General features: G+C 68.3%; 23 protein-coding genes. 15 read left to right on the top strand and 8 right to left on the bottom strand.

From position 1 onward, the window contains the following. The first annotated feature begins 13 nt into the window (after window positions 1–13). The 8 genes from AC3A6X_RS18245 to AC3A6X_RS18210 all read left to right on the top strand — a co-directional run bounded on the left by AC3A6X_RS18245 (window position 14) and on the right by AC3A6X_RS18210 (window position 6,929). The gene (locus AC3A6X_RS18245; protein ID WP_487843510.1) at window positions 14–865 is read left to right on the top strand and encodes an ABC transporter permease; all 852 of its coding nucleotides are present in this window, start codon (window positions 14–16) and stop codon (window positions 863–865) included. Window positions 866–924: 59 nt separating this feature from the next. Beyond that, window positions 925–2,304, top strand: coding sequence for an FAD-dependent oxidoreductase (locus AC3A6X_RS18240; RefSeq protein WP_487843509.1), 1,380 nt, complete (start codon window positions 925–927; stop codon window positions 2,302–2,304). Further along, window positions 2,301–3,473 carry a CaiB/BaiF CoA transferase family protein gene (locus tag AC3A6X_RS18235; protein ID WP_487843508.1) on the top strand — a complete coding sequence of 391 codons (1,173 nt, stop codon included), beginning with the start codon at window positions 2,301–2,303 and terminating at the stop codon, window positions 3,471–3,473. Before AC3A6X_RS18240 ends, AC3A6X_RS18235 begins: the two co-directional genes overlap by 4 nt. 58 nt (window positions 3,474–3,531) lie before the next feature. After that, complete coding sequence (locus tag AC3A6X_RS18230) at window positions 3,532–4,308, top strand: enoyl-CoA hydratase-related protein (protein WP_487843507.1); 777 nt, start codon at window positions 3,532–3,534, stop codon at window positions 4,306–4,308. 25 nt (window positions 4,309–4,333) lie between these two features. Continuing rightward, the gene (fdxA, locus tag AC3A6X_RS18225) at window positions 4,334–4,672 is read left to right on the top strand and encodes a ferredoxin (RefSeq protein ID WP_487843506.1); all 339 of its coding nucleotides are present in this window, start codon (window positions 4,334–4,336) and stop codon (window positions 4,670–4,672) included. A gap of 30 nt (window positions 4,673–4,702) precedes the next feature. Continuing rightward, window positions 4,703–5,617 (top strand): LysR family transcriptional regulator, encoded by a 915-nt coding sequence (locus tag AC3A6X_RS18220; protein ID WP_309960387.1) that lies wholly within the window; start codon window positions 4,703–4,705, stop codon window positions 5,615–5,617. Window positions 5,618–5,845: 228 nt separating this feature from the next. Continuing rightward, window positions 5,846–5,968, top strand: a complete 123-nt coding sequence (locus tag AC3A6X_RS18215) for a hypothetical protein (protein ID WP_258187288.1) — start codon at window positions 5,846–5,848, stop codon at window positions 5,966–5,968. 229 nt (window positions 5,969–6,197) lie between these two features. After that, window positions 6,198–6,929 carry a DnaJ domain-containing protein gene (locus AC3A6X_RS18210; protein WP_487843505.1) on the top strand — a complete coding sequence of 244 codons (732 nt, stop codon included), beginning with the start codon at window positions 6,198–6,200 and terminating at the stop codon, window positions 6,927–6,929. A 27-nt stretch (window positions 6,930–6,956) separates the two neighbouring features. On the opposite strand, the gene AC3A6X_RS18205 is transcribed toward AC3A6X_RS18210, so the two are convergent. Together AC3A6X_RS18205 and AC3A6X_RS18200 are read right to left on the bottom strand one after the other, a co-directional pair. Beyond that, window positions 6,957–7,148 (bottom strand): DUF3606 domain-containing protein, encoded by a 192-nt coding sequence (locus AC3A6X_RS18205; RefSeq protein ID WP_487843504.1) that lies wholly within the window; start codon window positions 7,146–7,148, stop codon window positions 6,957–6,959. A 125-nt stretch (window positions 7,149–7,273) separates the two neighbouring features. Next, complete coding sequence (locus AC3A6X_RS18200; protein WP_487843503.1) at window positions 7,274–8,149, bottom strand: LysR family transcriptional regulator; 876 nt, start codon at window positions 8,147–8,149, stop codon at window positions 7,274–7,276. Between the two features lie 135 nt (window positions 8,150–8,284). Between AC3A6X_RS18200 and AC3A6X_RS18195 the strand changes: the two genes are divergently transcribed. After that, complete coding sequence (locus AC3A6X_RS18195; protein ID WP_487843502.1) at window positions 8,285–9,253, top strand: DMT family transporter; 969 nt, start codon at window positions 8,285–8,287, stop codon at window positions 9,251–9,253. Between the two features lie 47 nt (window positions 9,254–9,300). Here the strand turns inward: AC3A6X_RS18195 and AC3A6X_RS18190 are convergent, their stop codons facing one another. Continuing rightward, window positions 9,301–10,101, bottom strand: a complete 801-nt coding sequence (locus AC3A6X_RS18190; RefSeq protein WP_487843501.1) for an SDR family NAD(P)-dependent oxidoreductase — start codon at window positions 10,099–10,101, stop codon at window positions 9,301–9,303. Window positions 10,102–10,265: 164 nt separating this feature from the next. Here AC3A6X_RS18190 and AC3A6X_RS18185 point away from each other — a divergent pair, with 164 nt between their 5' ends. Continuing rightward, window positions 10,266–11,204 (top strand): GlxA family transcriptional regulator, encoded by a 939-nt coding sequence (locus tag AC3A6X_RS18185; protein WP_487843699.1) that lies wholly within the window; start codon window positions 10,266–10,268, stop codon window positions 11,202–11,204. A 1-nt stretch (window position 11,205) separates the two neighbouring features. Here the strand turns inward: AC3A6X_RS18185 and AC3A6X_RS18180 are convergent, their stop codons facing one another. Beyond that, window positions 11,206–11,571, bottom strand: coding sequence for a DUF1161 domain-containing protein (locus tag AC3A6X_RS18180; RefSeq protein WP_487843500.1), 366 nt, complete (start codon window positions 11,569–11,571; stop codon window positions 11,206–11,208). Then, on the bottom strand, window positions 11,571–11,810 hold the full coding sequence (locus AC3A6X_RS18175; protein ID WP_487843499.1) for a hypothetical protein: 240 nt from the start codon (window positions 11,808–11,810) through the stop codon (window positions 11,571–11,573). Before AC3A6X_RS18175 ends, AC3A6X_RS18180 begins: the two co-directional genes overlap by 1 nt. A gap of 191 nt (window positions 11,811–12,001) precedes the next feature. On the opposite strand from AC3A6X_RS18175, the gene AC3A6X_RS18170 reads away from it, so the two are divergent. The 3 genes from AC3A6X_RS18170 (at window position 12,002) to AC3A6X_RS18160 (ending at window position 13,579) form a co-directional block, all read left to right on the top strand. Beyond that, window positions 12,002–12,562: a GNAT family N-acetyltransferase gene (locus tag AC3A6X_RS18170; protein ID WP_487843498.1), complete on the top strand. Its 561-nt coding sequence runs from the start codon at window positions 12,002–12,004 to the stop codon at window positions 12,560–12,562. Between the two features lie 238 nt (window positions 12,563–12,800). After that, window positions 12,801–13,124, top strand: a complete 324-nt coding sequence (locus AC3A6X_RS18165) for a DUF1090 family protein (RefSeq protein ID WP_487843497.1) — start codon at window positions 12,801–12,803, stop codon at window positions 13,122–13,124. A 200-nt stretch (window positions 13,125–13,324) separates the two neighbouring features. Beyond that, on the top strand, window positions 13,325–13,579 hold the full coding sequence (locus AC3A6X_RS18160) for a DUF1488 family protein (protein WP_309960368.1): 255 nt from the start codon (window positions 13,325–13,327) through the stop codon (window positions 13,577–13,579). A gap of 23 nt (window positions 13,580–13,602) precedes the next feature. Here AC3A6X_RS18160 and AC3A6X_RS18155 read toward each other — a convergent pair whose 3' ends face one another. The 3 genes from AC3A6X_RS18155 to AC3A6X_RS18145 form a co-directional block, all read right to left on the bottom strand. Then, entirely contained in the window at window positions 13,603–14,295 is a 693-nt protein-coding gene (locus AC3A6X_RS18155) for a Crp/Fnr family transcriptional regulator (protein WP_487843496.1), read from the bottom strand. 141 nt (window positions 14,296–14,436) lie between these two features. After that, complete coding sequence (locus tag AC3A6X_RS18150) at window positions 14,437–15,156, bottom strand: Crp/Fnr family transcriptional regulator (protein WP_487843495.1); 720 nt, start codon at window positions 15,154–15,156, stop codon at window positions 14,437–14,439. Window positions 15,157–15,260: 104 nt separating this feature from the next. Next, a complete protein-coding gene (locus tag AC3A6X_RS18145) occupies window positions 15,261–15,644 on the bottom strand; it encodes a hypothetical protein (protein WP_487843494.1) in 384 nt (127 codons plus the stop codon). A gap of 414 nt (window positions 15,645–16,058) precedes the next feature. On the opposite strand from AC3A6X_RS18145, the gene AC3A6X_RS18140 reads away from it, so the two are divergent. Both AC3A6X_RS18140 and AC3A6X_RS18135 read left to right on the top strand, forming a co-directional pair. Further along, complete coding sequence (locus tag AC3A6X_RS18140) at window positions 16,059–16,571, top strand: hypothetical protein (protein ID WP_487843493.1); 513 nt, start codon at window positions 16,059–16,061, stop codon at window positions 16,569–16,571. Continuing rightward, a complete protein-coding gene (locus AC3A6X_RS18135) occupies window positions 16,568–16,726 on the top strand; it encodes a DUF3309 family protein (RefSeq protein WP_487843492.1) in 159 nt (52 codons plus the stop codon). Before AC3A6X_RS18140 ends, AC3A6X_RS18135 begins: the two co-directional genes overlap by 4 nt. The last annotated feature ends 141 nt before the right edge of the window (window positions 16,727–16,867 follow it).

The following is a 16,867-nucleotide window of genomic DNA, read 5'->3' as shown; positions in this document are numbered from 1 at the left end:
GCGAGGCCCTTTCATGAGCACTTCTTCTCTCGACGTGAGCAGCGCATCCGCTGCCACCCTCGCCGCGGCCGACCCCGAGTACCAGGCCTGGGCCACGGCACGCCAGCGCCGCCTCTGGCGCCGCCGCCTCCTGCCCGCGCTGGGCATCACCGGCCTGATCGTGCTGTGGTGGGCGGTGATCGCGATCTTCGACGTCAAGCCCTTCATCGCGCCCTCGCCCTGGGCGGTGGTGGAGACGCTCTACGCCAAGCGCGCGGTGCTGCTCGACAACCTGCTGCCCACCGCCATGGAGGCGGCCGGCGGCTTCCTGCTGGGTAACCTGGCGGCGATCGCCATCGCCACCGTCTTCGTACACAACAAAACGTTGCAGGACATCTTCTTTCCGGTCGTGCTGATGTTCAACGCCATCCCGCTGGTGGCCAAGGCGCCGGTGCTGGTGCTGATCATGGGCAACGGCATGGAGCCCAAGATCACCATCGCGGCGCTGGTGTGCTTCTTCCCGACGCTGGTGAACATGGTGCGCGGCCTGGAGTCGGTGAACCCGCAGGCCATGGAACTGATGCGGGTGCTGTCGGCCAGCAAGACGGAGATCTTCTTCCGCCTGCGCCTGCAGAACTCGCTGCCCTACCTGTTCTCGGCCCTGCGCATCGCGGCGTCGATGAGCGTGATCGGCGCGGTGGTGGGCGAGTGGGTGGGTGCCACGGTGGGCATCGGCGCCATGATCTTGCAGGCCACCTTCAACTTCGATTCGCCGCTGCTCTACGCCGCGATCGTGATGAGCGCCACCCTGTCGGGGCTGTTCTTCCTGCTCGTCACCTTGGCCGAGCGCTGGATCATCCGTTGGCAACCCGAAGGCCAGCACTGAACGACCTCAAGGGGCGACTCCAACGCCGCCCCGCCTCGAAATTTCTTTAGGAGACCCCTATGAGCCGTATTGGCGACTGGATGCAAGAACCTGCGCACGACATTCGCGTCGCAGCCGAATCGGATGTGGTGGTGGTCGGCGGCGGCCCCGCCGGCCAGGCGGCCGCCGTGGCTGCCGCGCGCAACGGCGCCAGCGTGACGCTGCTGGAGCGCTACAACCACCTGGGCGGCCTGGCCTCCGGCGGCATGGTGCTGGTGCTCGACGACATGTGGGACAGCCACTTGCGTGAGATCTCGGTGCGCGGCATCTGCCTCGAGATGATCGAGCGCATGGCCGAACGCGGCCTGGCCGAGTACCCCAAGCAGAAGGACTGGGGCACCCTGCCCGAGTCGGTGCGCCGCTGGAAGCGCTGGGGGACATTCGACTTCCACAGCAAGGAAAAGCCGCACCCGATCTGCTTTGCCGCCGCCTTCGACCCGGACGCCTTCAAGCGCGCCTCGCTCGAGATGGTGCAGCAGGCCGGCATCAACCTGCGCCTGCACTCCTGGTTCTCGCGCACGCTGGTGGAGGACGGCCGGGTCAAGGGCGTGGTGGTCGAATCCAAGAGCGGGCGCGAAGCCATCCTGGGCAAGGTGGTGATCGACGCCACCGGCGACCTCGACGTCGCGGCCTCGGCCGGTGCGCCGCACATCAGCGGCGCCTACATCGTGACCACGGTGTTCCGCCTGGGCGGCGTCGACACCGACGAAGCCGAGCGCTTCGAACACGAGGAGCCGGAGGCCTTCGCGGCGCTCGACCGCGAGGTCAAGCACATCCTGGGCGGCGCCTGGGATTCGTGGTGGCTCAAGACGCCGCTGCCCGGCGTGGTGTGGTGCAACTGCCCGCACATGGCGGGCCTGGACGGCCTCAAGGTGACCGACCTGACGCGCGCCGAAGTGCAGGGCCGCGCCACCATCCACAAAGTGATCGAGTTCATCCGCGCCAAGCTGCCCGGCTTCAAGGACTGCTACCTGGTCGACCTGGCGCCGCAGACCGGCATCCGCCAGACCCGCCTGCTGGAAGGCGAGTACGTGATGACCAAGGAAGACGTGGCGCAGCGCGCCCGCTTCGCGGACAGCGTGGCGCGTGGCCGCGACTACTACTACCCCTTCCGCACGCTGGTGCCGCGCAGCGTGGAGAACCTGCTGGTGGCCGGGCGCCATTACTCGTCGACCTCGGCCGCGCAGAAGATCTCGCGCGAGATCCCGCCCTGCATGGCGATGGGCGAGGCCGCCGGCACCGCCGCCGCGCTGGCGCTGGATGCCGGCATCGCGGTGCGCAACGTGGACATCGCGAAGCTGCAGCGCACGCTGCGTGCGCAAGGCGCCGACCCCGGCGACCAGAAGGGCCCGAATGCCGATACCCCGGCCATCGCCCGTTCCTTCGCGGAGGCCGCATGATCCATTCGAACGGCAACAACCTGCCGCTGGCCGGCATCCGCGTGATCGACTTCACGCAGGTCATGATGGGCCCGGTCTGCACCCAGATGCTGGCCGACCACGGCGCCGACGTGATCAAGATCGAGCGCAAGGGCGCCGGCGACCTGAGCCGCTCCACCTTCGCGCCGGTGGCGGGCGAGGACAACCCGATCTTCTGCAGCCTCAACCGCAACAAGCGCAGCGTCGAGATCGACCTGCGCGACGCGGCCCAGATGGAGCTGGTGAAGGCGCTGATCGCCGACAGCGACGTGGTCTGCAACAACTTCCGCGCCGGCGTGATGGAGCGGCTGGGGCTGGGCTACGAGGACTGCCGGCGCATCAACCCGCGCATCGTCTATGCGGTGGGTACGGGCTTCGGCGAGACCGGGCCCTACGCGCACAAGGGCGGGCAGGACGTGCTGGCGCAGGCGCTCACGGGCGTGATGGCGCGGCGTGCCGACGCCACCGTGCCGGTCTCGATCTACCCCACGGCGCTGGCCGACTACACCGCCGGCATGCACATGGTGCAGGGCATCCTGTTCGCGCTGCTGCAGCGCGAGCGCACCGGCGAAGGCCAGAAGATCGCCGTCTCGCTCTACAACTCCATGCTCGCCATGCAGATGCAGGAAGCGGCCATGGTCATGATGGAAGACTCGGAGGTCAACTGGGCCGCGATGCCGCTGTCGGGCGTGTTCGACACGCAGACCGGGCCGCTGGTGCTGGTCGGCGCTTTCAAGGCCAACCCGCTGCGCGACATCTGCGCGGCGCTGGAGATCGAAGACCTGTCGCTGGATGCGCGCTTCGCCGATCTCACCGCGCAGTTCGCGAACAAGGCCGAGCTGCATGCGATCTTCCGCGAGCGCTTCGCCAGCCACACGCGCGAGCACTGGCTGGCGCGCCTGGAAGAGCAGGACCTGCTGTCGGCACCGGTGCGCGACATGCGCGAGGCGCTGGTCGATGCGCAGACCCTGCACAACGAGATGATCCTGGAGGGCAGCTCGTCCTCCGGCCGCAAGCTGAAGTTCATTGCCAGCCCGATCTGCATGTCGGGCGCGCAGGCCGAGCTGCGGCGCGCACCGCCGCGGCTGGGCGAGCACACGGAAGAGCTGCTCGCCGAGGCGCGCGCTCTGATCGAGGAGGCCGACGCATGAGACGCCGGGCCGCTCCCAAGTCGAACAGCACCGCAGCGCGAAGCGCGGAGGTTTCCCAATGACCGTACTCTTTGACGTCGCGAACCACGTCGCGACCGTCACCATCGACCGGCCCGAGGTGCTCAACGCGGTGGACATGGCCACCGAGGGCGAGCTGCTGCGCATCTGGGACGACATCGAGCGCCGCGACGACGTGCGCGTGGTCGTGCTCACCGCCACCGGCGAGCGCGCTTTCAGTGCCGGCGCCGACCTCAAGAACACCTCGAACCTGAAGGGCGTCGAGTACTGGGCCGCCGCCCGTCCCGGCGGCTTCGGCGGCATCGCGCTGCGCGAGACGCTGGACGTGCCGGTGATCGCGCGCGTCAACGGCCTCGCGCTGGGCGGCGGTCTCGAGATGGTGCTGGGCTGCGACCTGGTCGTGGCCTGCGAGGAGGCGAGCTTCGGCCTGCCCGAGCCGCTGGTGGGCCGCCTGCCGCTGGACGGCGGCATGGTGCTGCTGCAACGCCAGATCGGCTTCCGTCATGCGATGGGGATGATGCTCACCGGCCAGCGCGTCAACGCCCGGCGCGCGCTCGAGATCGGGCTGATCAACGAAGTGGTGCCGCGCGCCGAGCTCGACACCGCCGTCGAGCGCTGGGTGCAGCAGATGCTGGCCTGCGCGCCGCTCTCGCTCAAGGCCATCAAGCAGGTGGTGCGGCGCACCGGCATGCTGTCGCCTTCCGAGGCCCACGGCCAGCGCCTGCCCGCGTTGATGGCGGCGCTGCGCTCGGAAGACGCCGACGAGGGCGTGCTGGCCTTCCAGCAGAAGCGCAAGCCGCAGTGGCTGGGCCGCTGAGCTGATCGTCGCAACAGGCACAGCCATGGCCCACGTCATCACCACCGCCTGCATCGACTGCAAGGACGGCGCCTGCGTCCCCTGCTGCCCCGTCGATTGCATCTACGAAGGCGAGCGCACTCTGTACATTCACCCGGATGAATGCATCGACTGCGGCATTTGCGTATCCGCCTGCCCGACCCAGGCGATCTACGAGGAGCATCGGCTGCCGCCCGAGCTCACGCATTACATCGCCATCAACCGCGAGTTCTTCGGCGCCGAGGTCAGCGGCCTCGGCTCGCCCGGCGGCGCCGAAGGGCGGCGCATCGCCTGCGACCATCCGCGCATCGCGCTGGAGGCGCCGAGCGCAGCGCCCGCGGGGTAGCGGCGAGGCCTTCTTCGGGAGGGTGCGGCCATGCACGCCAGCATCCTGAAGTACTTCATCGAGGTGGCCAGCTGCGGCTCGGTGCGCAAGGCCTCGGAGCGGCTGTTCGTCGCGGCCAGCGCGGTCAACCGCCAGATCCACAAGCTGGAGGACGAGCTGGGCGTCGAGCTCTTCGACCGCCTGCCCAACGGGCTGCGGCTCAACCCCGCGGGCGAACGGCTGCTCAAGCATGCGCAGGAGACGCTGCACCAGTTCCAGGTGATGCGCACCGAGCTCGATGCGCTCAAGGGCGAGCGCACCGGCCACGTGAAGGTGGCGGCGATGGACTCCTTCTTCGAGGAGCTGCTGCCGGCCGCGGTGGAGGAGTTTCTGCAGATCTTCCCCGCCGTGACCTACACCATCACCTCGACGCAGCCCATGGAGGTGCCGCAACTGGTGATGTCGGGCCAGGCGGACGTGGGCATGAGCTTCGTGGCCCGGTTGCCGGGGGGGGTGAAGGCGGTGAGCCTGGCCAATCTGCCGATCGGCATCGTGCTGCCGCCCGGGCATCCGCTCGCCAAGCACGATCGCATCGCGCTGAAGGACTGCGCGGGCTATCCCTTCCTGCGCTCCAGCTCGCACCCTGTGATCAGCGCCTCGCTGTCGGCCGAGTTTGCGGCCTTCTGGGACGACATGGAGCCGGCCGCGACCTGCAACTCCACGCCCCTGCTCAAGCGGCTGATCATGGGCGGCAAGGGCATCTCCTGCTTTTCGAAGATCGCCTTTATCGAGGAGCTCAAGCGCGGGGAGCTGCTGTGGCGGCCGTTTGCACTGCCGGCACTGAATCAGCTGCTGGTGGGCATCGTGGTGCCGACGCAGCGGGCGCTGCCGCATGTGACGCAGAACTTCGTGGGGCGGATGGCGAGGAGGTTGACGCAGCTGGAGCTGACTGCAGCGGCGTTGTGACTTTGCTCCCTCCCCCTCTGGGGGAGGGCTGGGGTGGGGCACGCGCGGCGTTGGCGGTGGGCACGCCCGGTGCCCCCATCCCAACCTTCCCCCGGAGGGGGAAGGGGCAAGACCGGCGGCGTGTCGGCTGACATGCACATCCGCCGGCCAGCCGCAGAATCGAGGAGCTCCCGCCAGGGAGACCGACGGCGATCACCCGTCGCGAAGAAGCCAACCAAGGAGAGGACCGTGAAGCATCGAAGCATCACCCTCGCGTTCGTCATCATCGCCATGGCCGCCTTGTCCGCCTGCGACCCCAAGCCGCAGCCGCCGAAGGCAAGCGCCCTGCCCTCGCTGCAGGCCATCGCCTGAACCTCGCGCCTGAGCCGCGGCCCCGTCCGCGGCTGTCGGCTGGCGTGCTTTCCCGCCCCTCCCGGCCGCGGGTGTGAGAAATGCCTCGCCCGCGCTTGCGAATCTCGCAGCGCCTTGCTCAAAACTCACTCTCCGTTACTTTTTTCGGCCCCCTCCCGATAAGATCCTCCGCGGGCGAAAGAGTCGGTCCGCATCGGGCTGGAAAAGCAAGCAAAACCGAGGAAGAAGAGTGAAGTCTGCATACCAGGTCCTGGGTGTCCCGGGCAACGCGACCGCGGCCGACATCGAGGAAGCCGTCGAGCGCGCACGCGCGTTCTACACCCCGCAGAAGATGGCCGAGGACCCGCGCTTTGCCGAGCAGCTCAGCGAGGTCAACGATGCCCACAAGGTGCTGCGCGACCCGGAATCCCGGCAGGCGCACGACCGCAAGCTCGCCAGGCAGGCTTCGTCGCCGCCCTCGCGCCCCGCCCCCTACACCGCCACCGTCATCGAGCGCGAATCCGGCATGCCTCGGGCCCTGGTGATCATCGGCCTGCTGGCCATCGCCTTGTTCGCGGGTGGCGCGTACGTCCAGCATCGCCGTCAGGCGGCGCAGGCGGAGATCGCGGCGAAACAGCTGGAAGCGGCCCGGCAGCAAGCCATCGCAGAAGCCGAATCCAGGCAGGCCGCAGAGCAGGAAACCCGCGAGAAGGCCCGGCGCGAAGCGGACCAGCTGGCCCAGGACCGGGCCTTCCGCCGCGAGTCCGACGCCGCCATCGCGCGCGCGCAGAACCTGCAGGCGCGCCAGGATTCGCTGAACGCGCAGCAGCGCGCGGCCGAGCTGCGCGAAGAGCAGCGCAAGGCGAGTGAACTCAGGGCGGACGAGCAACGCCGCATCAACGAGAGCCAGCGCCGGGTCGCTGCCGACCGGCAGCGCATCCGCGAGCTCTGCTACGTCAACTACCGGCGCTACGACTGCTGATCTGAAGCCTGGCCCGGCGCCAGGCGTTCACTTGCCGAGGTGGTCGCGCACGTCCTGCACTGAACTGCCCACGGCGGCCACGGCCAGCCGAAGCTCGGTCTCGCTGACGCCGAGCGTCTCGGTCCAATAGTCGACGTCGCTCGGGTCGGTGACGTCGATGATGCGAACGCTCGCCGTGTCGGCGACGGAAGGAATGAACAGGCGGGCGGCGGAGGTCATGGCGTCTGGCAGTGGAAGTTCAATTGAATTCACTGCGCAGGGTGCCCCGGCGCCGAGCCCGGTCGCGTAGGAAAAGCCTGCATCGTCCTACCCGCGAAAGGCGGACGCGCGCCCGGCCCGCCGGATCAGGCCCAGGTTTCCAGCACCGCCGTGCGCACCGCCTCCACCGCCGGCGCGCGCCGGCCCTCGGGCTCCACCCAGCACAGCCAGGTGTGCGAGCGCCAGCCCGGCCAGATCTTGAGCTCGCCGTTGCGCTCGCCCTGCTCCGCCTGGTCCAAGCGCAACAGGCCCGGGCCCAGCCCGCTGGCGACCATGCTGCGGATCGCGCCTTCGCTGTCCGCCGTGCGGCCGGGGCGGTACTCGCGGCCGGCGCTGGCGAACAGGCGGTCCAGGTGCTTGCGCATCACGCAGGAGTTGGGCGTGCCCACCCATGAGAGCTCGGTGAGATCCTCCAGCTTCAGCGCCGGCCTCGCCTCGGCCAGTGCCGCAGGCAGCGTCACCACCAGGTCGACCACGCCCAGCCGATGCAGCGCCAGGCCCTCGATCGCCTCGGCGTCGTTGAGCGCCAAGGCGCACTCCAGCTCGCCGCGCTGCACCGCCGCCAGCGTCTGATGCGACAGGCCCTGCTGCAGCTGCAGCGACACCTGGGGATGGCGCTCCGCCAGCTTCACCAGCACCTCGCCCAGCCGCAGCGCCACCGGGTCGACCACCGTGCCGAAGCGCACCACGCCCTGCGCTGCGCCGCGGATCTGCTCGGCGGCCGAGCGCATGCGCATCGCCGAGGCCAGGGTGCGCTCGGCTTCCTCCAGCAGCGTCTGGCCGGCCTCGGTGGCCACCATGCCGCGCGGCGTGCGCTCGAAGAGCTTGACGCCGAGCTCGTCTTCCAGCGCCTTGAGCTGCGCGCTGACCGCCGGCGCGCTGGTGAACACCCGCTCGGCGGCCCGCGTCAGGCTGCCTTCGCGGGCGATGGCGACGAAGGTCTTGAGTTGGTAGAGCTCCATGGCGGCGATTGTGAGCGCCTCGCGCACACGGGGCCATTCGCAAATCCTGAGGCCCCCGTCCAAAGAAACGAATGGTTTTCCGCAGGGGCGACGCCCATTCTTCGGGGCATCGAATCCATCTTCAGGCTTGTTCCCATGCGTACCCCATCCTCCCCGCTCGGCATCGCCGCGCTGCTCGCCGCCACCTCCGCGTGGGGCGCCATGTTCCTGGTCAGCAAGGACGTGCTGCGGCACGTCGACCCCTTCTGGTTCACCTTGATCCGCTACAGCCTCTCGGCCCTGATCTTCGCCGCGCTGCTGGCCCCGCGCGGGGCCGCGCCGTGGCGCAAGCTGCGCAGCCACGCCGGCCCGCTCGCCCTGCGCGGCGTGACCGGCTTCGGCGTGTTCAGCGTGATGCTGCTGACCGGCCTGGCGCATTCGGTGCCCTCGCACGGCGCCATCATCATGGCCACCACGCCGATCAGCACGCAGCTGCTGCGCTGGGTGCTCGACGGCGTGCGGCCCACCCGCACCACGCTGCTGAGCAGCGCGCTGGCGCTGGCCGGCGTGGTCGTCGTCTCGGGCGTGCTGGCGCCGTCGAACGGCGATGCGGCATCGACCGCGTGGGGCGACGCCATCGCCTTCGCCGGCACGCTGGGCTGGGTCTGGTACACGCGCGGCGCCACGCAGTTCGCGGTGCAGCTGGACGTGGTCGAGTACACCGGGCTGACCGTGCTGGCCGCCTGGCCGCTGCTGGTGCTCGGTGCGCTGGGCGCGAGCGCGATCGGGCTGGCGGAGGTTCCGCAGGTGGAAGGGCTGCGGCTGTCGTGGCATGCGCTGCTGTACGTGGGGCTCATTCCTTCGGCCTTTGCCGTGCTGGCCTACAACTTCGGAGTGCGCACGCTGGGGACAGTAACCGGCACCGCCTTCATCAACTTCGTGCCGGTGTCGGCGCTGCTGATGAGTGTAGGGATGGGGAAGCTGCCTTCGGGGAGCGAGCTGCTGGGGATGGGGATGGTGGTGGGGGCGTTGTTGATTCACACGGCGGGGAGCCGGGTGGCGGCGGAGGCTGCTGCTGTGCCGGTCAGGGCGCGTGTCGATGGGATTTGCCGCGCGTCGTCTTGATGTCTTGCTCCTTCCCCCTCTGGGGGAGGGAACAAGGCGGGGAGCGGTCAGGCCGCGGCGTAGCGCTGCGCCACCTGCGAACTCGACAACCGCCCCGACATCGCCCGCCGCGCCGCCTCGTACACATCCCAATCCGCCCCATCCTGCAACGACGGAATCGTGACCGCCTCCCCCCGGTCCAGCCCCACGAGCGCCGCGTCGACCAGGTTCTCGGCCGTCATCACGATCTCGCTCGGCAGATGCTGCACCGGCAGCCCGGCGATGTCCCAGAACTCGGTGGCGGTCGCGCCGGGCAGCACCGTCTGGATGCGCACACCCTTGTCGGCCAGCTCGTGCTGCAGCGAATGCCCCAGCGCCAGCACATAGGCCTTGGTCGCGCCATAAACCCCGTTCAGCGTCTCCGGCGAGATCGCGACGATGGAGGCGATGTTCACCAGCGTCGCGCCCTCGCGCTTCACGAAGGCCGGCACCGCGGCGTAGGTCAGGCGGGTGAGCGCATTCACGTTGAGCGCGATCATGTCTTCCATCTTCCCGATGTCCGATCCGAGCAGCGGCGCGGTCGCGCCCAAGCCGGCGTTGTTGACCAGCATCGTGATCTTCTCGTTGCTGCGCAGCACCTCCTCGACGCGCGCCAGGTCGGCCTTGTCGCTGAGATCGGCGACCAGCGTCTCGACCTTGCGGCCGGTCTCGCGGGTGAGCCGCTCGGCCAGCGCCTGCAGCCGCTCGCGGTTGCGCGCGACCAGGATCAGGTCGTGGCCGCGGCGCGCCAGCCGGTCGGCATAGACGGCGCCGATGCCGGATGAAGCGCCGGTGATGAGGGCGGTGCCCCGGGTGTTTGCTGCAGTCATGGCGTCGGGTCCTTGGGGTGAATGCGGGATTCGGGGCCGTCGAACGACCGACGGGCTGAATCGAAGTGTGCGCTGCACCGCGATGTCCCGAATGCCATATTTCCCACATTTCAGGACATGCTGATCCATTGACCAACCGACCCGCCGCACGTACCCTCCAGCCCATGCGACGCATCGGCATCCTCGTCTTCCCCGGCTTCCAGATCCTCGACCTGGCCGCCATCGCCGCCTTCGAGCTGGCCAACATGCAGCTCGGCCAGGCGCATTACCGCGTCGAAATGCTGTCGGAGCACGGCGGTCTTGTGGCCAGCTCCAGCGGCGCGGCGGTCGATTCCCGGCGCTTCACCACCGCGCGCTTCGATACCCTGGTGATGACCGGCGCGCTGGTCGCCACCACCATCACCCCCAAGGTGTGCCGCTTCTTGCGCTCGGGCATGCGCCAGGCGCGGCGCGTGACCAGCATCTGCACCGGCGCCTTCGCCCTGGCCGAGGCCGGCCTGCTCGACGGCCGGCGCGCCACCACGCACTGGGGCTTTGCGCAGGAGCTGCAGAAGCGCCATCCGCTCATCAAGGTGCAGCCCGATCGCATCTTCATCAACGACGGCCCGGTCTGGACCTCCGCCGGCATGACGGCCGGCATCGACATGGTGCTGGCGCTGGTCGAGCAAGACCTGGGCGCCGAGATCGCGCGCGTCGTCGCGAAGAAGATGGTGGTGTATTACCGCCGGCCGGGTGGCCAGTCGCAGTTCTCCGCCATGCTGGAGCTGGAGCCGCAGTCGGACCGCATCCAGAAGACCCTGGCCCATGCCCGCGCCCACCTGCGCGAGCCGCTGTCGGTCGAGGACCTGGCCGATGTCGCGCACCTGAGCCCGCGGCAGTTCAGCCGCGCCTTCAAGGCCGAAACCGGGCAGTCGCCGGCGCAGGCGGTGGAGAACCTGCGGGTGGAAGCTGCGCGCACGCTGATCGACGCGGGCGAGCTTGCGCTGGGCGTGGTGGCGCGCGAGGCGGGATTCGGCGACCCGGAGCGGATGCGGCGGGCCTTTCTGCGCACGCTGGGGCAGCCGCCGCAGAGCATCCGGCGCAGCGCGCGGCTGATGGCTTGAGCTACCTGCGGCAGTCGCCGCCCAGGTTCACCGTGCCGTCCCTGCACTCGGTCAGCATCGGCTCGTCGCGCCGCCGTGCGGGCGCGGGCGCCGGCTGCTGCGCCGGACGGGTCGCAGAGACCGCGCCATGCGTCGGCCCCGGCTCGTACACGATCTTCTTGGTGCCCAGGTCGCAGGTGCCGACCACGCGCCCGCCGGCATTGGCCGAGGCATCCACCGTGGTGAGGGTGAACTGCGTCACGCCGCCCGCGCGGATCTTCGCGTCGATCTGGGCCATGAGCGCCTCGCAGCCGGCGACCTGCGCATGCGTGGCGCCCGCGAAGACCCACAGCGTCGTGGCGATAAGGAAACGACTTGTGATGACCATCAGGCGTAGTTCGTGTTGCGTCGTCGCGGGTAGGAGGTGGCGGCGAGGCGGCTCAGCAGCTCGAGCTCGCGCGCCTCTTCGGCTTCTTGCAGGCTCCTGGCGGCGCGCTGCGTCACGTACTGGGCGAAAAGTGCGTCGACCGCCGCCTGCCATCGCGCCATGCTGCCATCCGCCGGCCTCTCGGGAACGGCAACGCCGTTGCGGCGCAGCAGCAAAGCTTTTTGGGCAGTGTCGAGCATGGAGATCCTCCGGGGCTTCTGCGGTATCCGAAGCAATCTAGCCAACGCGCGCGGCTGCGAACATCGGCCGCATGGCCTATGCGCCTGTCGGACAAGATGTCGCATTCCTTCAAGAAGGGGCCGGCGCGCAAGCCTAAGCTGACTGCATCCGCCGGTCATCCGACCGCCCGGGGAGTGAAGGAGAAAGAGCCATGCTGGATTTCGAGAGGCGCGTGGCGGCGAGCAGCCGCATCCGCCCCGCTGCACGCCACGAGGCCACGCCGATCGCATCGATCCGCATGGCCGCCTATTCCCAGTACCGCAAGAGCGCGGCTCCGGGCGTCTTCGATGCGTACCTCGACGACCTGCGCCACGTCGAAAGGCCGGAGGACGGCACCCAGCTGCTGGTCGCCGAATGGCAGGGCCGGGTGGTGGGCAGCGTGGTGTTCTACCCCGACGCGGGCCTCGCGGGCATGGGCCTGCCCAAGGGCTGGGCGGGCTTCCGCAAGCTGGCGGTGCACCCGGACGCCCGCGGCCGCGGGCTGGGGCGCCGGCTCGCGCAGTACTGCGTGGACCGCGCGCGCGAACTTGGCGCGCTGACGCTGGGCATCCACAGCTCCTCGTTCATGACGACGGCCTGCAAGCTCTACCACCAGATGGGCTTCGTCCGCTGCCCCGAGCACGACCTGCGCGCCACGGCCATCCTGGGGATGTCGCCGGTGGTGGACGATGTGGCGGTGATTGCGTTTCGCATGAACCTGCGCACGCGCTGAGCGCGGCCGGGTCGTGCCGGGCGTCCAGCGCCGCAACGCTATCGCCTGGAACGCTTTTCGACTGTGCGCAAGCGCACCGACGAAAGCGAAGGATCGGACTATGCTTGCGGTTGACAGTCTGCCGGCGCTGGTAGAGGTTGCTTCGGCGCTCGCCCGCAATGGGCGGATCCTCGATGCTGGCGACTGTCCCGAACATCGACAGGATGAGGAAGCGTCCGTTGCCGACGCATGATGCGTCATGATCCTGAAACCGCACGTCCTGGCCATCGCATTGGCTCTGGCAGTTCCCGCCATCGCTCAGCCCGCAGACCCGGCGGGCAATGCCGATTGCAAGGCCGAGGAAGCCGCTATCGAGCGGAACATGGAACTTGCCCGTTCCAAGGGGCAGATGCTGCACCGGCAGCGGCTTGCCGAGGCCCTGGCCACCCTGCAAGCGCGTTGCAAGACGCTCGATCCGGCGCAGACCCGCGCCGCACGCATCGAGGCGCTGGAGCAGGTCATCCGGGACCTGCGGCAGGAACTCAACCGCGCAGAAGAGCAACTGCGCACCGTGAAGAACTAGCACGCGCCACCCGTCGATGCGAACATGCGCTACCGCACAGACGCGCACCCTACGTGCCCCTACCCTGGATCGCAAAGGGCGCACCACCGGAATGCCGGCCATGCCGAATCGGGTGCAGGCGCCTTCGTGGCTCGCCACAGGGCCGCTCCCAGGCGTGAACCGACGGCGGGCGGTCGATCCGTCCCATCTGGAGTTCAGTCATGTCACAGCCCCCCTTCTTCCACGAGGCTTCCCGCACCGTGCGCTTCTGGGTCCAAGTCGATACGCAGTGGATCGGTGCCAGCATCGGCAAGGAAACCCTGCACTACCGCTACCGTCCCGATGGCCGTGACGAGGATCCGATGGAGACCTACCAAAGCCACGCAGAGGACATCGAGGCGGCCGTTCGCCGCCGGCTGGCCCAAGGTGCCAAGGAGCCGGTGATGCTGCGAGAGTTCGACCTGCCTGCGGCCTAGCTGCGTTCGCGCGCGGAGCCGGGTCAGCGCAACAGTTCGGCGTAACTGCGCCGGTCGGCGGCATAGCACCCGCACGCCATCGCCTCGAGTCCACCGCGGTCGAGCACCGTCACGTCGCCGCGGTGGTATTCGATCAGTCCGCCGCGCTGCAAGGCACTGGCGGCCGTCGTGATCCCGACTCGGCGCACGCCGAGCATGAGCGCCAGGAACTCGTGCGTCACATGGAAACTGTCGGAGTGGGCACGGTCCTGGCTCATCAGCAGCCAGCGCGCCAGGCGGGGCCCGATCAGGTGAAAGCGCAGGCATGCGGCCGAGCCGGCCAGTTGCGACATCAACACGTAGATGTAGCGGTTCATGCTGCGCCGCAGCGCCGCGCTGCGCACCAGCTCGCGGCTGAAATCGGCGGCGGCGATGCGCCATGCCGCGCCCTGGCCTTGCACCACCGCATGCAGCGGCACCGTGGGCACGCCCAGTACCAGCTGCGCACCCACCATCCCCTCGCGGCCGACCAGGCCGACCTCCAGCGCCGCATCGCCGTCGATCTTCGCCACGAGCGAGATGAAGCCGTCGATGGGGAAATAGACATGCCGGGTCGGCTCGCCGGGCTCGCACAGGACCTCGGCCATCACCAATTCAATCGGCTCGCACTGGGCCAGCAAGCTTCGGCGATCGTTGCGGGGAAGCAGTTCGATGAGATGGTTCTCGACGGTGGCCACGGGGTTTCTCCGGCGTGTTGCGACCACTTTCAGGTGACGCAGGATCGCTTTGCCATCGGACACATGTCCGACGGTGCCACCAGTCTGCGGCAGCTGCCGCAACGTGACTGTCTGGTGGCGCACAGAGCAGCAAACTAGGGCTCAGGTCGCCAGCTTCTCCGGAAGCAGCCGGTCGTACTCCTTCTTGACCACGTCATAGCACTCGCAGGTACGCTCCTCCAGCCCCGGCCGGTTCAGCACCGAGATGCGGCCGCGCGCATAGCGGATCAGGCCGGCTTGCTGCAGCTTCAGGGCGCCCTCTGTCACGCCCTCGCGGCGCACGCCGAGCATGTTGGCGATCAGCTCCTGCGTCATCACGAGTTCGGTTCCCTGCAGGCGGTCCAGGCTCAGCAGGAGCCAGCGGCACAGCTGCTGGTCCAGCGAATGGTGCCGGTTGCACACCGCGGTCTGCGCCATCTGCGTGATCAGCGCCTGGGTGTAGCGCAGCAGAAGATGCAGCACCGGACCGGCCCGATCGAACTCTTCCTTCATCACCTGAGCCTTCAGCCGAAAGCCTTGGCCCGCGCTCTGCACCACCGCGCGGCTCGGCGTGGATTGCCCCCCCATGAACAGGGCGATGCCGACGATGCCTTCGTTGCCGACGACGGCGATCTCGGCCGAGGCGCCGTTCTCCATCACGTACAACAGCGAGACGATCGCGGTGATCGGAAAGTAGACGTGGCTGAGCGTGCCGCCCGACTCGTACAGCACCTGGCCCAGCGGCATCTCGACCCATTCGAGTTGAGGCAGCCAGCGCTGCCACTCGCCGTCTGGAAGCGCCGCGAGCAGGCGGTTCTTCCTTGGGTCTGGCGAAGCGGTCATCGGGGGGTCCTCCGGTGGGTTTGGCATCGAGGATTGCCGACGCGGTGCTGCTTCGAGCTTACAGAGAATAGGCAGCGATGGTGCGGCCCGCCGTGGAGAGCGGATCAGGCCGACGCGAGGCCCTGCAACGCGCCGGCCGTTGCCGGCGCTTCCCGGTGCCACTGTGCTCTCTCGGGCTGATCGACGCGTTTGCCGTTCGGCTCGTGCAGCTCGGATGGGCGCAACGCGACCGGTTGGATCGAGACCGGGGATGTCTCCAAACCGGCTTCTCGGACATCGATCCAGCGTGTCGCTTTTTGTTCGATGGCACTGATGGCATCGCTGCCGTTGACGAATTGCTTGCACGAGATGATGTAGCACTTGCAATCGTCACCGACAAACAGCACCGCGCCCGCGCCCACGGTGCCGTCGATTGAAACGGATGTGAGATGGCTGCGTATCTCCCATCCGCGATAGGAAAGCCGCGCGTCGCTGATGTCGTATTCCATGAGGGTCTGTTCGGATCCGGGCTGCGCCCTAATGTCCCCTTGTAGATCGCGCGGCATCTTCTGTCGGTGCGCTAGCGTACAGATAGCCCTGGGTGGGATGCAGGTGCCGGCGTCATGCATCTCGGCACCGGCCCATGGTTGCAATGGGGTCATCGTCTCGCCCCTTGGCGCTGGGAAATGGAAGCCACCACCCTATCGCCGGCGAGCGAATTCCTCCGTGCGCTGCCGCACACACCGCCATGCGCACGGCCCAAGAAACCGGTGCACCAGCGCAAGATCCGGCGAACGCCACGATGGGTTGACCGTGCGGTAGCGCACAGACGAACGTCATCGTTTGACTAGCATCGAAGGCGGGGCGTCGCGATGGCTTCCGGAATCGACGGGGGCACCGCGTCGTCTTGCATGGACCTTGCGATGCAATTCAATCTGCTCGATCTGCCCTGGTGGGGGCTTGTGCTGGCCACGCTGGGCTCGACCCGAGTCACCATCGCCGCGGTCACTATTTTTCTGCATCGGCATCAAGCGCACCGCGCGCTGGAACTGCATCCGCTCGCCAGCCACTTTTTCCGCTGCTGGCTGTGGCGCCACCACGCCTATGTGACCTCCGCCAAGCTGTCGAGCCGGTGGTGGGCGCTCGACATCGGCTGGGTGTACATCCGTGTGCTGGAAGTGGTCCACCTGGCGAAGGTGCGCAACGTCGCGCCGAGGGTTCGCTACGACCCGTCGAAGACCCGTTGCGTCGTGGGTACGGTGCAGGCTGTCATCACCCACCGCTACGACGTGCTGGCCGAGTTTGCGAGGTCCTTGCGCCCGACGGCCGTGCTGGAAGACTGGTGCGGACGCGCCGAGGACAGCGGCATTGGTGCGCTGCGTGCGTTTCCCCGGACGCTGCGCTGCTACGACTCACTGGCTGGAGAGATGAAATGACACTCGGAACAATTCTGCTGATCATTGTGGTCCTGCTGCTCATCGGCACGATTCCAACCTGGCCCCACAGTCGGGGATGGGGCTACGGTCCCAGTGGTGGCATCGGGCTGGTGTTGCTGGTCGTGGTCGTTCTGCTGCTCATGGGCAAGATATAACCACGGCCATCGTCGCCAGGAATTCCTACTTGGCCAAGACGACGAGCGGCTTTCCCTTGCTGACGATATAGGTGGCGAGGTTCACATGGCCGGCTGCGTTTGAGTCACAAATTGCGCAGGCTGACGACGGAGGTTCGCTGC

The organism is Variovorax sp. Soil_C_12 (assembly GCF_057657375.1).
Note: the sequence above shows the minus strand (reverse complement) of the source record. Positions and strands in the feature narration are given on the sequence as shown.

What these genes read in the sequence shown, in the direction of transcription:
- AC3A6X_RS18245 (WP_487843510.1), top strand. Translation starts at nt 14, where the DNA reads ATGAGCACTTCTTCTCTCGACGTGAGCAGCGCATCCGCTGCCACCCTC.
- AC3A6X_RS18240 (WP_487843509.1), top strand. Translation starts at nt 925, where the DNA reads ATGAGCCGTATTGGCGACTGGATGCAAGAACCTGCGCACGACATTCGC.
- AC3A6X_RS18235 (WP_487843508.1), top strand. Translation starts at nt 2,301, where the DNA reads ATGATCCATTCGAACGGCAACAACCTGCCGCTGGCCGGCATCCGCGTG.
- AC3A6X_RS18230 (WP_487843507.1), top strand. Translation starts at nt 3,532, where the DNA reads ATGACCGTACTCTTTGACGTCGCGAACCACGTCGCGACCGTCACCATC.
- fdxA (WP_487843506.1), top strand. Translation starts at nt 4,334, where the DNA reads ATGGCCCACGTCATCACCACCGCCTGCATCGACTGCAAGGACGGCGCC.
- AC3A6X_RS18220 (WP_309960387.1), top strand. Translation starts at nt 4,703, where the DNA reads ATGCACGCCAGCATCCTGAAGTACTTCATCGAGGTGGCCAGCTGCGGC.
- AC3A6X_RS18205 (WP_487843504.1), bottom strand. Translation starts at nt 7,148, where the DNA reads ATGACCTCCGCCGCCCGCCTGTTCATTCCTTCCGTCGCCGACACGGCG.
- AC3A6X_RS18200 (WP_487843503.1), bottom strand. Translation starts at nt 8,149, where the DNA reads ATGGAGCTCTACCAACTCAAGACCTTCGTCGCCATCGCCCGCGAAGGC.
- AC3A6X_RS18195 (WP_487843502.1), top strand. Translation starts at nt 8,285, where the DNA reads ATGCGTACCCCATCCTCCCCGCTCGGCATCGCCGCGCTGCTCGCCGCC.
- AC3A6X_RS18190 (WP_487843501.1), bottom strand. Translation starts at nt 10,101, where the DNA reads ATGACTGCAGCAAACACCCGGGGCACCGCCCTCATCACCGGCGCTTCA.
- AC3A6X_RS18185 (WP_487843699.1), top strand. Translation starts at nt 10,266, where the DNA reads ATGCGACGCATCGGCATCCTCGTCTTCCCCGGCTTCCAGATCCTCGAC.
- AC3A6X_RS18180 (WP_487843500.1), bottom strand. Translation starts at nt 11,571, where the DNA reads ATGGTCATCACAAGTCGTTTCCTTATCGCCACGACGCTGTGGGTCTTC.
- AC3A6X_RS18175 (WP_487843499.1), bottom strand. Translation starts at nt 11,810, where the DNA reads ATGCTCGACACTGCCCAAAAAGCTTTGCTGCTGCGCCGCAACGGCGTT.
- AC3A6X_RS18170 (WP_487843498.1), top strand. Translation starts at nt 12,002, where the DNA reads ATGCTGGATTTCGAGAGGCGCGTGGCGGCGAGCAGCCGCATCCGCCCC.
- AC3A6X_RS18165 (WP_487843497.1), top strand. Translation starts at nt 12,801, where the DNA reads ATGATCCTGAAACCGCACGTCCTGGCCATCGCATTGGCTCTGGCAGTT.
- AC3A6X_RS18160 (WP_309960368.1), top strand. Translation starts at nt 13,325, where the DNA reads ATGTCACAGCCCCCCTTCTTCCACGAGGCTTCCCGCACCGTGCGCTTC.
- AC3A6X_RS18150 (WP_487843495.1), bottom strand. Translation starts at nt 15,156, where the DNA reads ATGACCGCTTCGCCAGACCCAAGGAAGAACCGCCTGCTCGCGGCGCTT.
- AC3A6X_RS18145 (WP_487843494.1), bottom strand. Translation starts at nt 15,644, where the DNA reads ATGGAATACGACATCAGCGACGCGCGGCTTTCCTATCGCGGATGGGAG.
- AC3A6X_RS18140 (WP_487843493.1), top strand. Translation starts at nt 16,059, where the DNA reads ATGCAATTCAATCTGCTCGATCTGCCCTGGTGGGGGCTTGTGCTGGCC.
- AC3A6X_RS18135 (WP_487843492.1), top strand. Translation starts at nt 16,568, where the DNA reads ATGACACTCGGAACAATTCTGCTGATCATTGTGGTCCTGCTGCTCATC.